General features: G+C 69.5%; 12 protein-coding genes and 1 pseudogene. 10 read left to right on the top strand and 3 right to left on the bottom strand.

The genetic code is table 11. The features are described 5' to 3' along the window. Positions 1-349 precede the first annotated feature (349 nt). Positions 350-2,419 (top strand): peptidylprolyl isomerase, encoded by a 2,070-nt coding sequence (locus HR086_RS37615; RefSeq protein WP_373564404.1) that lies wholly within the window; start codon positions 350-352, stop codon positions 2,417-2,419. Between the two features lie 7 nt (positions 2,420-2,426). Here the strand turns inward: HR086_RS37615 and HR086_RS37610 are convergent, their stop codons facing one another. Further along, positions 2,427-3,542, bottom strand: a complete 1,116-nt coding sequence (locus HR086_RS37610; protein ID WP_141643256.1) for an HD domain-containing phosphohydrolase — start codon at positions 3,540-3,542, stop codon at positions 2,427-2,429. Positions 3,543-3,780: 238 nt separating this feature from the next. On the opposite strand from HR086_RS37610, the gene HR086_RS37605 reads away from it, so the two are divergent. The 4 genes from HR086_RS37605 to HR086_RS37590 all read left to right on the top strand — a co-directional run bounded on the left by HR086_RS37605 (position 3,781) and on the right by HR086_RS37590 (position 7,938). Continuing rightward, positions 3,781-4,782: a dihydrodipicolinate reductase gene (locus tag HR086_RS37605; RefSeq protein WP_141643257.1), complete on the top strand. Its 1,002-nt coding sequence runs from the start codon at positions 3,781-3,783 to the stop codon at positions 4,780-4,782. A 16-nt stretch (positions 4,783-4,798) separates the two neighbouring features. Next, positions 4,799-5,248: a MaoC family dehydratase N-terminal domain-containing protein gene (locus tag HR086_RS37600; RefSeq protein ID WP_141643258.1), complete on the top strand. Its 450-nt coding sequence runs from the start codon at positions 4,799-4,801 to the stop codon at positions 5,246-5,248. After that, entirely contained in the window at positions 5,248-5,922 is a 675-nt protein-coding gene (locus HR086_RS37595) for a MaoC family dehydratase (protein ID WP_141643259.1), read from the top strand. Before HR086_RS37600 ends, HR086_RS37595 begins: the two co-directional genes overlap by 1 nt. A gap of 171 nt (positions 5,923-6,093) precedes the next feature. Continuing rightward, positions 6,094-7,938 (top strand): acyl-CoA dehydrogenase, encoded by a 1,845-nt coding sequence (locus HR086_RS37590; protein WP_141643260.1) that lies wholly within the window; start codon positions 6,094-6,096, stop codon positions 7,936-7,938. A 125-nt stretch (positions 7,939-8,063) separates the two neighbouring features. On the opposite strand, the gene HR086_RS37585 is transcribed toward HR086_RS37590, so the two are convergent. Together HR086_RS37585 and HR086_RS37580 are read right to left on the bottom strand one after the other, a co-directional pair. Then, positions 8,064-8,516, bottom strand: a complete 453-nt coding sequence (locus HR086_RS37585) for a biopolymer transporter ExbD (RefSeq protein WP_141643261.1) — start codon at positions 8,514-8,516, stop codon at positions 8,064-8,066. Positions 8,517-8,535: 19 nt separating this feature from the next. After that, a complete protein-coding gene (locus HR086_RS37580) occupies positions 8,536-9,264 on the bottom strand; it encodes a MotA/TolQ/ExbB proton channel family protein (protein WP_141643262.1) in 729 nt (242 codons plus the stop codon). 43 nt (positions 9,265-9,307) lie between these two features. Between HR086_RS37580 and HR086_RS37575 the strand changes: the two genes are divergently transcribed. From HR086_RS37575 to HR086_RS48905, 5 genes and pseudogenes are all read left to right on the top strand, one after another. After that, positions 9,308-10,138 carry a DUF4292 domain-containing protein gene (locus tag HR086_RS37575; RefSeq protein WP_141643263.1) on the top strand — a complete coding sequence of 277 codons (831 nt, stop codon included), beginning with the start codon at positions 9,308-9,310 and terminating at the stop codon, positions 10,136-10,138. A 60-nt stretch (positions 10,139-10,198) separates the two neighbouring features. Further along, positions 10,199-10,957, top strand: a complete 759-nt coding sequence (locus tag HR086_RS37570) for a general secretion pathway protein GspE (RefSeq protein WP_141643264.1) — start codon at positions 10,199-10,201, stop codon at positions 10,955-10,957. Positions 10,958-10,966: 9 nt separating this feature from the next. Then, positions 10,967-11,962, top strand: a complete 996-nt coding sequence (locus HR086_RS37565; RefSeq protein WP_141643265.1) for a general secretion pathway protein GspE — start codon at positions 10,967-10,969, stop codon at positions 11,960-11,962. Continuing rightward, positions 11,959-12,984: an ABC transporter ATP-binding protein gene (locus tag HR086_RS37560; protein WP_174468038.1), complete on the top strand. Its 1,026-nt coding sequence runs from the start codon at positions 11,959-11,961 to the stop codon at positions 12,982-12,984. Before HR086_RS37565 ends, HR086_RS37560 begins: the two co-directional genes overlap by 4 nt. Then, positions 12,981-13,132: pseudogene (locus HR086_RS48905) on the top strand (peptide ABC transporter substrate-binding protein); the annotation flags it as partial. The gene HR086_RS37560 and the pseudogene HR086_RS48905, both read left to right, overlap by 4 nt.

The following is a 13,132-nucleotide window of genomic DNA, read 5'->3' as shown; positions in this document are numbered from 1 at the left end:
GCGGGGCGAGGGTCTTCGCTCGCGCCCGTGGATTCCTCGTCGTTGTCGGAAGGCGGCTCCGCGGAGAGGAACGAGGTGTCGATGATGTAATCGCAAACAGAACAGATGGATGCGTTCGCGGCTACCTTCGAGCCGCAGCCAGGGCAGTTCAGGACCAGCGCTCCTGCTGAGAGATGCGAACACCCATCTTCGGAGCCCGGGGCCGGGTGTGTCAAACGGCATGCGGCCTAACCCCTGGATTTTCGCGGGGAATTGGCCTAGGCCCCAGCGCATGAGCCGCCCGAGCCCCGTCCGACTCCCAAGCGTCTGTCTGGCCCTCCTCGTCCTCGTCTCCGGGTGTGTCCGCTCCGTGCCGGGCCCTGATGTGGACCCTCCCGACGCGGAGGTGATGGCTCGAATCCGGGACTGGGAAGACCGGCGCTCACTGGGCGACGGACAGCTGGTGGCGCTCGTCACGGGCGCTCCGGATCCTCGCGTGCGGGCGCGGGCCCTGCGCGCGTTGGCCCGCATCCAGGATGTGGCCACGCTGGGCGCCGTGGTCGCCGGACTGAAGGACTCCGAAGCCCTGGTGCGAGGTGAGGCCGCCTTCGCGGTGGGCGAGCTGGCGCTCTCCTGGGAGCCGCTCACGGAGGCCGAGCGGGCGAGCCTGGCGACGCCGTTGCTGGTGGCCGAGGAGGAGGAGCGCGACGCGGCGGTGCGTGCCGCCCAGCTCGACTCGCTGGGGCGTCTGGCGACGACGGACACGCTGGCGCGCCTCGTCCAGCGGCTCCAGGGCGACGACGTCGAGACGGCCGGACGGGCGGCGCTGTCGCTGGGCGTGGCGGCGCGACGTGGAGGTGCCGCGGTGGTGAAGGACGTGCCCCTGGCTCCCGCGCAGGCGTTGATGGCGGCGGGGCGGCCGGTGGCGGCCCGGTATGGCGGCGCGTATCTCCTGGCCACGGCGAAGCGCGCGGAGAGCCTGCCGACGCTGCGCGCGTGTCTGTCGGATGAGGACGCGGACGTGCGTGGCCTGTGTGTGAAGGCCTTCGGCGATGTGGGCGGCCCGGAGGACGCGGTGGTGCTGGGCCGGTTGCTGGACGACACGGTGCCTCGCGTGGCCTCGGAGGCGGCGCGTTCGCTCGCGAAGCTCGCGGCCACGTGTGGTGGGCCTTGCGCGCCGCTGGAGGCCCTGGAGGCCCTGGCGCCTCGAGCGAAGCGCGTGGCGCGGGGCATGGAGACGCCGATGCCCACGGGCGCGGCGCCGCGCGTGGAGACGCTGGCGCGTTCCGCGGACGGTCACCCGCTGCTGGCCCTGGCGCAGCAGGGGCTGCCGGAGTTCGGCGCGCCGTTGCTCGTGTCGCTCCGGCTGGCGCTGGCGGACGCGGAGCGAGGCGCGGCGTCGGAGGTGGCTCGCGCGGACCTGGGCTGGCTCGACTGCCGGCTGGCGGCGGCGTTGGACCGTCAGCGCGGCATGGTGGCGGACACGATGAACTGTGGCTTCGGCCGGGTGTCCGACGAGCGCCGACTGGCCCTGGGCCTGCGTGAGGCCGCGCTCTCCCCGAAGAAGACGCCCGCCGACTTCGCGGTGGGCTACCTGCGCCACCCGTCGGCGCGCGTGCGGCTCACGGCGATGGAGGTCCTCGCGGAGCGCCCGGTGCTCCGGACGGCGACGGCGGTGGGCTCGCTTCTGCGGAGCGAGGACCTGGTGGTGGCGGGCGCCGCGGCCGCGACGCTGGGCAAGCTGAAGGCTCCAGGGGCCCATCCGGACCTGGAGGCGCTGGCCGACCGCGTGCCCTCCGAGCCGGACCTCGCGGACCCCGTGGGCGGTGCGCTCGTCGCGCTCCAGATTCCGGGCACCGAGGCGCGCATGAAGCAGTGGTTGACGCTGCCGCACGCCAACGTGCGCCGCGTGGCCGCCGAGGCCCTCACCCAGCTCACCGGCCAGCCCGTGCGCTCCGAGCGCGTGGAGCTTCCTCCCTACGCCTTCCGCCCGGAGCCCGCGCCCAGGGACGCCGCGCTCGTGTTGCGCACGGACAAGGGCGACATCACCGTGCGGCTCGACGCGGACGAGGCGCCGCTCACCTCCGGCAACCTGTTTGCCCTGGCGCGCAAGGGCTACTTCAACGGCATCACCTTCCACCGCGTGGTGCCGGACTTCGTCGCGCAGGGTGGAGACCCGCGTGGGGACGGGGAGGGCGGCCCGGGCCACTCCATCCGCTGCGAGATGACCCGGCGGCCGTATCTGCGCGGGGTGCTCGGCATGGCGCTGTCAGGCAAGGACACCGGAGGCAGCCAGTTCTTCTTCACGCACGCGCCGCAGCCGCACCTGGATGGCCGCTACACGGCCTTCGGTGAGGTGGTGTCGGGTCTGGACGTGGTGGATGCGCTGCTGGAAGGCGACGTCATCCGCGAGGTCAGCGCGGTGACGCTCACCCCGTGAGGTGGCTTCAGGCGCCGCTGGCGCGCGTCAGCGGTGCCTGGGGGCCCAGCGGGTGGCTTCGCCAGCGCTGGCTCTCTTCTTCCTCCAGCGCCTCCACCTGGTTGCGGATGCGCTGCCACTCCGTCTCCGGGATGCGCAGGAAGGCGTCCGCGAGGTTCGGGTCGAACTGCGTGCCCGAGCAGCGGCGAATCTCGTCCCGGGCCACGCTCATGGGCCGGCCCTTGCGATAGGGGCGGTCCGACGTAATCGCGTCCACGGTGTCGGCGATGCAGAAGATGCGCGCGCCGATGCAGATGTCCTCGCCGGCGAGCTGCTGGGGGTAGCCCTTGCCGTCCCAGCGCTCCTGGTGCTGGAGGACGATGAGCGCCGCCTCGTGCAGGTAGGGCATCTTGCCCATCATCCGGTAGCCGAACTCCGGGTGCTTGCGCATCTCCACCCATTCGTCCGGCGTCAGCGGTCCGGGCTTGAGCAGGATGGAGTCGCGCACGCCAATCTTGCCGATGTCGTGCAGCAGCGCTCCCTGCTCCACCACGTCCAGCGCGGCCCCCGCCAGCCCCACCTCCTCCGCCAGCCGGCGCGAGTAGAGCGCCACGCGACGCGAGTGCCACTGCGTCTCCGTGTCGCGGTAGTCCAGCGCGCTGATGAGACCATCCAGGAGGCCCGTGGTGCGCTCCACCACCCGACGCTCCAGGTCCTGGTTGATGGCGACCAGCTCCGCGTTCTTGTCCGCCACCTCGCGCGTCAGCCGCTCGTTGGCCTCCACCAGCCGGTAGTGCTCCACGGCCTGCCGCACGCTGCTCGTCAGCTCGCTGAGCGACCAGGGCTTGCCGAGCAGCCGGAACACCTCGCCCCGATTGACGGCCTCGGACGCGGTGCGGAAGTCCGCCGCCGCCGTCAGCATCAACCGCACGGCCTTCGGATTCTTCTCCCGGAGCACGCCCAGCAGTTCGATGCCGTTGAGGTACGGCATCATGAAGTCCGTCAGCACGACGCTGAAGCCCACCTCGCGAGCGGCCAGGGCCGGGTCGCTGTAGGTGACGACGTCATAGCCTTCCGTCTGGAGGATCCGGGAGAGCGCGGCGAGGATGAGCACGTCGTCATCCACCACGAGGATGCGGTCCATGTTGGAGGTCTCCGGGAGGTCGCGGGCCTGTCTTTCGTTATACACGCCTTGCCGTGCGCCCAAACAGGGCCCCCCCGCAGGTTTTGCGCCTGCAAGCCCCGGAAATCCTTGGAGGTTCTTCCTTTGTGCAAGAGTGGTAGAACCAAGTCATGCTTGCCTGCTCGCCAAGGTGTGATTTATGGTGCGCGGCAAGGCTGCGTTTCAACGCTAACCCCTTGGAATCCTGGAGCAATCTCCGATGGCTAGAGCCCCAGCAGGGCCGGTGCCGGTGGTGGTGATGGGGCTGGGATTCATCGGGCAGGAGATTGCCAGAGCTGCCCTGTCCTGCCCGGAAGTGGAATTGATTGGGGCCGTGGATACCCACTCCTCCCTGGTCGGTCGTCCGTTGGGCGACGTGCTGGGAGGGCCCGCGCCGCGCGTCAAGGTGATGGACTCGCTGGAGAAGGCCGTGGGCCGCCGGAAGGGCGCGGTGCTGTTGCATGCCACGGGCTCCCGACTGCCGGCGGTGATGGACCAATTGCTGGCGGCGCTGAAGCTGGGCCTGCCCATCGCGAGCACCTGTGAGGAGCTCGCCTTCCCGTACCTGAAGTACCCGGAGCTGGCGGACAAGCTGGACCGCGCCGCTCAGCGCGCCGAGGTCTCCATCGTCGGAGCGGGTGTCAACCCGGGTTTCGTTCTGGACAGACTGGTGGCCACGGCGGGGCAGGTGTGCGGCCCGGTGCGGCGCGCGACGGTGACGCGGGTGGTGGACGCTCGCACCCGCCGGGAGGCCCTGCAGCGCAAGGTCGGCGCGGGTCTGACCGAGGAAGAGTTCTTCGAGTTGGTGGATGGTGAGCAGCTCGGCCACGTGGGGCTGGTGGAGTCGGCGGCACTCGCGGCACTGGGCCTGGGGTTGGATTGTGATGACTACGAAGAAGAGGTAGCCCCCGTGTTCGCCGAGGAAGACATCTCGGGCGGTGCGTTCGCCGTGAAGAAGGGACGGGTGGCGGGCATGTTCCAGTCGGTGGTCGGGTTGGAGGACGGGCAGGAGCGGGTTCGACTGGAGCTGACCATCGCCGTGGGGGCTGACGACCCGAAGGACCGCATTGAAATCGATGCGGATCCTCGTTTGGTGTTGGAAATCCCGGGGGGAGTGGCAGGCGACCGGGCCACCGCGAATGCGCTGGTGAATGCCGCGCCACGCTTGACGGCCGCCGAAGCAGGGCTCCTCACGGTGCTCGAGCTTCCGGCCGGACGTTAGAGTCAGGAGAGGGATAATGCTGGACAAGAATGCGATCGGCCGTGCCTCGCCGCCGACGCTCAACGAAGTGGAGAAGGGTGCCATCCGCCGCTTCGCGGAGGCCATCGGAGACTACAACCCGATCTACTACGACGAGGAGTACGCTCGGGCCTCCGGATATCCCACCATCATCGCGCCTCCCACGTTTCCCGCGTCCTTCCATTCGGCCGCGGACTTGAGGGAGCTACTCGGCGTGGGCATCAAGAGCCTGCTGCACGCCGAACAGGGCTTTGACTACGAGCGGCCCATCTTCGCCGGGGACCGCATCTACGTCTCCACCCGCGTCGCGGACGTCTCCGAACGACAGGGCATGTCCGGCAAGATGGACATCGCGGTCATCGAGGATGAAGGCCGCGACGAGGAAGGCAACCTGGTGTTCCGAGCCCGCCGGACGTTGGTGGTCCGCGCCTCCAAGGAGACCCCGTGATGCCCGCGCGCAAGCTCTACTTCGAGTCCATCCGCGTCGGAGACGAGCTGCCGGCGCTGGCCAAGGCCCCGGTGGACCGTGTCCAGCTGTCCCGGTACGCCGGCGCCTCTGGCGACTACAACCCCGTGCACGTCGACGAGCTCTACGCCAAGAGCGTGGGCATGCCGAGCGTGTATGCCCCAGGCATGCTGGTGATGGGCATGCTCGGCCAGCTCATCAGCGATTGGGCCCGGGGCGGGCAGATGCGGCGCTACAACGTGCGCTTCATCAAGATGGTGTGGCCGGGTGACACCGTCGTCTGCAAGGGCCGGGTGAGCAACCGCCACGGCACCGCGGGCCGTTACTTCGTGGACATCGACCTGTGGGCGGAGAACCAGCGCGGTGAGCTGGTGATGAAGGGCGGCGCGCAGATTCAGCTCTTCTACTCCCTGGAGGACGAGAACCGGCAGCGCTCCGGCCAGTCCCCCATCGTCATCGAAGTGCCCCGGGAGAGCCTGGCCGCCACCCCCACCACGTCCACGGGCGGAGGCTCGAGCGAGGCCTCGGCCGTCGACGAGGAGGCCGACGAGTCGGACGAGCGCCGCACCGGCGCCTCGTCCAAGAAGACCGTCCCCCGGGAGAAGCCCGCTGCCAAGACGGCGACGCTTCCCTCGCCCAAGAAGGCGAAGAAGTAGCGGTTTCATGGCCTGCGGTGAGGGGCGGCCTGGGCTGCCCCTCAACGCAGGGTGTCATTCAGGGTTGACTCAAAAATCAGTCGCCGCCACACTTCCTGTGTCTCATTCGCGCCGCTGACCCGAGGCCTTCCCATCCGAAGGCGGGCAGCGAGCCGTCACGCAGGAGTGGCCATGTCCGCCGGCATCAACACCTACAAGACCGACCTTCGAGAGATTTTCTTCGCTTTGTTCGAGCAGTTCGGCTTCGGCCAGGTGGCCGGTCAGGCCCCGTACGACGCCTGGGGTCCGGATGAGGCCAAGGCGGTGTTGTCGGAGACGTACCGCTTCGCGCGCGAGGTGCTCGGGCCCCTCAACTCCGTGGGAGACCGTGAGGGCTGTCGGGTGGAGAACGGCTCGGTGCTCACGCCCACGGGCTTCAAGGACGCGTGGAAGAAACTCTACGAGCAGGGCTTCAAGACGGTGGCGGTGAGCCCGGAGCACGGTGGCCAGGGCGCGCCGATGATGCTGCAGGTGACGGTGGAGGAGCTGCTATCGGGCGCCAACACGGCCTTCAACATGTACCCGGGCCTGTCGTTCGGCGCGGCGGAAGTCATCGCCGAGTGCGGGACGAAGGAGCAGCAGCACCTCTTCGTGGAGCGCATGCTCAACGGCACGTGGGGCGGCACCATGTGCCTCACCGAGCCGCACGCCGGCTCCGACGTGGGCGCGGCGAAGTCCACCGCCCGGCGCAACGCCGACGGCACGTACAACATCCGCGGGACGAAGATCTTCATCTCCGGCGGTGACCACGACATGGCCCAGAACGTCATCCACCTGGTGCTGGCGCGCATCGACGGCGCGTCGCCCGGCACCAAGGGCCTGTCGCTGTTCATCGTCCCCAAGCTGCGCATCAACAAGGACGGCAGCTCCGGCCAGGCCAACGACGTGTCCGTGGGCTCCATCGAGCACAAGATGGGCATCAACGGCTCGGCGACCTGTGTGCTGAACTTCGGTGAGAGCGACGGCTGTCTGGGCGAGCTCGTCGGCACCGTCGAGCACGTCGGCATGAGCCAGATGTTCAAGATGATGAACGGCGCGCGCATCGCCGTCGGCATCCAGGGCGTCGCGCTGGCGTCGGCCGCCTACTACAACGCGGTGGACTACGCGAAGGACCGCAAGCAGGGCTCCCACTTCACCAAGTGGAAGGACCCCACCGCGCCGCGCGCCGCCATCATCGAGCACCCGGACGTCCGCCGCATGCTGCTGGACATCAAGTCCCACGTGGAGGGCATCCGCGCGCTCATCATCAAGCTGGCCATGCACCTGGACAAGGCGCGGCAACTGGCGGGCAAGGACGACGAGGCGGCCACCTACCACAAGGGCCAGGTGGAGCTGCTCACCCCGCTGGTGAAGTCCTACGGCTCCGACCAGTCCTTCCGTCTCTGCGCGCAGGCCATCCAGGTGTACGGCGGCGCCGGCTACATCCAGGACTACCCGGTGGAGCAGTACACGCGCGACTCGAAGATCTTCTCCATCTACGAGGGCACCAACCACATCCAGGCCATGGACCTGGTGGGCCGCAAGCTGGGGCAGGCCGGTGGCATGCACTTCCAGCAGTTCATGGGTGACGTGGGCGCCTTCGTGGAAGCGCACCGCGAGCACGCCGTCTACGGCGAGGCCGTGAAGCTGCTGGCGAGCGCCCAGGAGGCCCTCATGTCCAGCGCGATGACGGTGTTCAGCTGGTCGCAGGACGGCGGCAAGTTCCCGCTGATTCCGCTGTCCGCCAACCGCTTCCTCAACATGATGTCCGAGGTCGCCGTGGGCTGGCTGCTCCTGGACGCGGCGCTCATCGCGGACAAGGCGCAGGGCGCGCTGTCGGCGGACCACCCGGACCGCGCGTTCTACGAGGGCAAGAAGTACAGCGCCCTGTACTACGCGCGCAATGTGCTGCCCAACGTGGAGCAGGCCGCGCGCCTCATCGCCCTCGAGGACACCTCCCCGATGGAGATCACCGACGCCGCGTTCGCGTCCGTCTGAGTCGCGACATCGTCTGACGGGGCGCCCTGACAGAGGGGTGCCCTCCAGAAACACCGAGGCCACCTGGGGATTCGCTCCCGAGGTGGCCTTCGTGTTTCAGCGGCGGCCGTGTGACGGGAAGGGTGCTACTCGCCCTCGCGCACGCCGATGGCGAGCTGACCCAGGCCCGCCTTCTTCGCCAGCTCCATCACCTGGACGACGGTGCCGTGCGGGACGCCCTCATCGGCCTGGACGATGACGACGGTGTCCGGGTCCTTCACCTTGGCGGCGTCGAAGGCCTTCTGGAGTTCGTCCTGGCTGACGACGTTTCCGGCGAGCACGAAGCGGCCGTCGGCGAGCACCGCGACGGACATGTCCGTGGTGCGCGCGGTGACGTCCGCGGCGCCGCCCTTGGGCAGGTTCACCTTGAGGCCCGACTTGGCGCCTCCTCCGGGCCCCTGCTGGACGATGACGGAGCTGGTCACCATGAAGATGATGAGCAGCACGAGGAAGATGTCGGTGAGCGGGGTGATGTTGATTTCGGCGAAGACACCTTCTTCGCCTTCGTCACCGGACCCCGGTGTCTTGCCCATGGCCATGGCGCTCGGTTCCCTGGGACTAGGCGGGCTGCGTGTCGACGCGCGCCGGAGAGGTGGGGGGCTGCTGTGAATCGACGCGGGGCGCGGGCTCGGGAGGAAGGCCCGAGGCGCGCTCCTTGAGCAGCTCCGCGAACTCGTCGCCCATCAGCCGCAGCTCCACCAGCACGCGCGACAGGCGGGCCTGGAAGTAGTTGTAGAAGACCATGGCCTGCACGGCGACGAGGATGCCCACCGCCGTGGCGACCAGGGCCTCGGAGATGCCCGTCATCACCGCGCCGGTGCCGCCGGTGCCGCCGGCCTCCACGTCCAGGCCCAGGTCCTTGAACGAGCGCATGATGCCGGCCACGGTGCCGAACAGGCCCACGAAGGGCGTAATCGAGCCGATGGTGGCCAGAATCCAGAGGTTGCGGCGCAGCTTGAGGCCCACCTGGGCGCGCTCGCGCTCCACGGCGGCCTCCACGCCCGCTCCGCCTGAGCCGCGGGTGCGCTCCCAGCGGTCGAACCCCGCGAGGAAGATGTCGGCGGCGACGGAGTCGGAGCGCTCGGCGGCGGTGCGGGCCGCTGGCACGTCGCCACGAAGCAGGTGCTTGCTGACCGCCTCGCCCAGGAGGCGGGAGCGCTCGCTCACCCCCCAGAGGGCGATGATGCGCTCGACGGCCACGACGAGCGCGCCGACGGAGGCCAGCAGCAGCAGGGCCAGGGTGACTCCGCCGAGGCGGAGGTAATGCAGGATGTCGTTCAGGCTCATTGGTGGGTGACCCGGCAGGGCGCCATGGCCCAGACTAGGAGATATGAACCGCGCAGCCGCCGCAATCTTCCTGGCAGTGCTCTGTTCGGCCTGCCCCAAGCGCATCGAGTTCGGGCCGGAGGGGCAACTCACCGACGCCGAGGTCGTCTATCAGCGTGTCCGGCGGAACCAGGACAACGTCGTCTCCCTCGAGGGAGACGCGAAGCTGCGTGTCGAGTCTCCCCAGCAGAGTGGCACCATTGGGATGTTCCTTTCCGTCACCCGCCCGGCCCTCCTGCACCTGGAGACGTTCGATTTCTTCAACCGGCCCCTCGCCTCCCTCGTCGCGGACGGGACGCGCTTCGGCCTGTACCAGACGGAGACGCACACGTACTACCAGGGGCCGGCGAGCCCGCAGAATGTGTCGCGCTTCCTGCCCGTGGTCCTGCCGGGCGAGGAACTGGTGGCCATCATGCTGGGCCAGGTGCCCCTCATCCCTCCGGAGCGCATGACGCTGGAGCTGGACACGAAGGAGGGCGTCTACGTGCTCACCCTCCACCGGGGGACGGCCCGCCAGGTGCTCCAGGTTCACCCAAAGTATCTGCGCGTGGTGAAGAGCCAGGTGCATGGCGTCCCCGGCTATGACCTGGCCTTCGACGACTTCCTCGAGCGGGGAAACCTCATCTTCCCGGGCAAGGTGGAGCTCATCGCGAAGCAGGCGGGGACGAAGCTCCAGCTTCGCTACCAGCAGATCAAACTCAATGGCCGGCCGGACCTCACGCTCTACGAGCTGACGCCCCCGGAGGGGGCCAAGGTCGTGGAGGTGGATGACTCGGGGCGGGAGCTGCCGGCCGGTGCCCCCGAGTCGCCGGCGCCCCCGGTGCCGGGTTCCTGACCGGGCAGGCACGGAAGAAGAAGCGCAGCGGCTGGAGTCGGGTAGAGTGGCGCCCACGACATGGCACAGATCAAGCTCGGAGAACTGCTGATCAAGGCGAATGTGCTCCAGGAGAGCCAGCTCAAGGCCGCGCTCGCCGAACAGGCGAAGTGGGGCGGCAAGCTCGGCGAAATCCTGGTCCGGATGAGCCTCGTCTCCGAGGACATCCTGGTGCGGGCGCTGTCCAAGCAGCTCGGCATGCCGGCGGTGAACCTGGACGCGGTCCAGATGGTTCCCCCGCATGTGAAGGCCAAGATTCCGCCGCAGACGGCCCGCGACTTCTCCGTGCTGCCGTTGCAGCTGCGGGACGAGGGCAAGACGCTCGTGGTGGCGATGTCGGATCCGCTCAACATGCGGATGCTGGACGAGCTTCGGGCCGTGACGAAGTGCCGCATCATCCCCAACGTGGCGGGGCGCACCTCCATCGCTCGGGCCTTCGCCCGCATGTACGAAGAGAACATGGAGCTGGAGGACGCGGACACCAACTTCAAGGTGGTGGACGCCCAGGGCCGCACGGTGGTGAAGAACCTGAAGGACCTGGATCCGGCCGCCGCCGCGGTCATCTCCGCGCCCAAGCCCGCGCCCCCAGTCGCGCGTCCCGCGCCGCCGGTGCCAGAGGCCCCTCGCAGCACGGCGGGCACTGGCAGCCCGGCCGACCTGTTGCGCAGCGTGGAAGAGGTACAGCGCAAGGAAGTCGCGGCCCTCAAGGCCATGGTGGAGCTGCTCATCGAGAAGGGTGTGTTCTCCCGCGACGAGTACCTCGCGAAGGTCAAGCGGTAGCCCGGCCTTATGCGCAAGAAGATTGGTGAGCTGCTCGTCGAGGCGGGGGTGGTGACGGAGGAGCAGGTGCGGGTGGCGCTCGGGCGTCGAGGCGCTCCGGGGAACCTGCGGCTGGGCGAGACGCTGGTGGCGCAGGGGCTGTGCGCGCCGCTGCATGTGGCTCGGGCGCTGGCGGTGCAACACGGGCTGCCCTTCGTGGAGCTGCCCGAGGAGATTCCCCCGGCGGTGGCCTCGCTGGTGTCCCTGGACTTCCAGGCGGAGCATCGCGTCCTGCTCTTCCGCATGGAAGTGGAGGGGCGCAGCGAGCGCATCCACGTCGCCGTGGAGGACCCGGGGGATTTGACGTTGGTGGACGAGCTGCGCTTCCAGCTCCGCAAGCAGGTGCGGGTCTTCGTCGTCGCGTCGGACGACCTGGACGCCGCGCTGGCCCGGGCGCGGGGAGAGCCGCTGGACATCGTCGAGGCGGAGCCGCTGTACGAAGAGGATGGCTCCGGCCCTCCTCCCGTCGCCGCGGGGACGCCACTGGAGTGGGAGATGCCGGAGACACCGAAGCCCCCCGCAGCGAGACCCCCTGCCGCCGCCGCGGCTCCCTCGGCCCGTCGGCCCGGGACGCCGCCACCCCCGCCCGCGGAAGCCCTGCGGCCGGGGGCTGGGGGAGATGCGCTGGATGATCTGCTGGGCGTGAAGCCGGCCGCTCGGCCACCGCCGCCTCCTCCGCCCATCTTCGAGGCGGACGAAGAGGAGAAGCCCCGAGTGCCGGTGGTGATGTTCGGTGGGGCCGCGAAGGGTTCGCAGCCCGCGCTGGCGCTCACGCCGACGCCTGACTTCTCCGACGATGATCTGGCCATCCTCGACGACCTGGAGCGCATGTCCCGGGGCGACGAGGCGGTGCTGGACACGGAGAAGGTGAAGCCCGCGCGCATGGTGGCCAGCCTCATCCGCCTGCTCATCCGCAAGGAGATCATCCAGGAGGTGGAGTTCCTGGAGGAGCTGGCGAAGAAGTGACGCCCGGCGCGTCGCCCTCGGGGGACGGGCCCCTCCTGGACGTCCGAGGGCTCGCCGTGGAGCTGTCGAGGGACGAGGGGACGGTGCGCGCGGTGGACGGTGTGTCCTTCGCGGTGCCTCCCGGCGGAACCCTGGGCGTGGTGGGGGAGAGCGGCTGTGGCAAGAGCCTCACCGCGCTGTCCCTGCTGCGGCTGGCGCCCCGACCTCCCGTGCGAGTGGCGGCGGGCGAGGTGTTCTTCCAGGGCAGGGACTTGCTGAAGCTCTCCGACGAGGAGCTGCGGCGCGTGCGCGGACGCCATGCGGCCATGGTGTTCCAGGAGCCGATGACCTCGCTCAACCCCGTCTTCACCGTGGGGGAGCAGATCTCCGAAGGCGTGCGGCTCCACCTGGGGGCCTCGCGCTCGCAGGCTCGGGAGCGCGCGGTGGAGATGCTGCGCCAGGTGGGCATCCCCGCGCCGGGTGAGCGCGTGGACGCCTGGCCTCATCAACTGTCGGGCGGGATGCGGCAGCGGGTGATGCTCGCCATGGCGCTGGCGTGTGACCCGTCGCTGCTCATCGCGGACGAGCCCACCACCGCGTTGGACGTCACCATCCAGGCGCAGATCCTCGACCTGCTCAAGCGCCTGCAGGCCGAGCGCGGCATGGCGGTGATGCTCATCACCCATGATCTGGGCGTGGTCGCGGAGAGCTGCGACACGGTGGTGGTGATGTACGCGGGGAAGGTGGTGGAGCACGCTCCGGTGCGCGAGCTGTTCGCCCGGCCCGCCCATCCCTACACGGCGGGCCTGTTGCGCTCGCTTCCAGCGCTGGGGGGCGAGGTGGAGGAGGGACGAGCCGGGCCTCGGCGTCGCCTGCGCGCCATCCCCGGCATGGTGCCCGCCCTGGGGCGGTTGCCGTCGGGCTGTGCGTTCCGCGAGCGGTGCGAGCGGGCCCAGGAGGCATGCGCTCGCGTGACGCCCGTGCTCGAACTCAAGCGGGGCGGGCAGCTTGTGGCCTGCCATCATCCGGTGCCCGCGCCATGAGCACCGAGCCGCTCCTCCAGGCGAAGGATGTCGAGGTCCACTTCCCCGTGCGCGGGGGCTGGCTGGGTCGCTCGCGCGGCGCGGTGAAGGCGGTGGACGGCGTGACGTTCGACGTCTTCCGGGGGGAGACGTTCTGTCTCTTATACAC

The sequence above is a fragment of the Myxococcus sp. CA039A genome, from assembly GCF_013336645.1.
In the GTDB taxonomy this organism is placed as follows: domain Bacteria; phylum Myxococcota; class Myxococcia; order Myxococcales; family Myxococcaceae; genus Myxococcus; species Myxococcus llanfairpwllgwyngyllgogerychwyrndrobwllllantysiliogogogochensis.
This window is presented reverse-complemented; position numbering and strand designations above follow the sequence as displayed.